Here is a 507-nt window from a genome sequence, read left to right on the forward strand (position 1 = left end):
ATATACAGTATATTAGGCATTGTTTTTATTGAGATCAACCTAAAATACCCTCTTTTGTCTAATGATTCCATACCTACCAAGTATGGAATCATAGAAAGGCTTTTTTTTGAAAATTAGTCATCTGGGCAGTGTCATTTTCCCGCTTGTTTGTTTGCGACATCACCTTTGTCTATGCGTTATGTCCCATCGTTGTCCGGTGCCAGTTCAGTCATGTTTGCGTCTATGGCTGTCTCGATGCAGCCTGGTCTCGAAGGGGGTACGTCGTCAATTCATGATATGATAGCTTTAACGGTATAGCTATGAAGGAATCATAGAGGATGACCTTAAAATATTATTTACGGCACTGCTTATGGGGATGGTGTGGTTATGGCTATCTGATCTATTTTATAGTGCGCGATATGAATGACGGACTCATTTTCCCTGCCTATGCTCCTTATATGCCATTTGTGGTTACATATCTTGTTTTAAGCGCCGTCCTGTACCCATTCTCATATTATACTTCGGAGA

The 507-nt window shown here is 40.4% G+C and carries 1 pseudogene; it reads left to right on the plus strand.

Annotated elements, in window-relative coordinates:
- Nucleotides 1-317 precede the first annotated feature (317 nt).
- Nucleotides 318-507 (plus strand): annotated as a pseudogene (locus tag CWM53_RS31700) (hypothetical protein); the annotation flags it as partial.

The organism is Klebsiella sp. A-Nf5, assembly GCF_002810545.1.
Lineage (GTDB): Bacteria > Pseudomonadota > Gammaproteobacteria > Enterobacterales > Enterobacteriaceae > Klebsiella > Klebsiella variicola.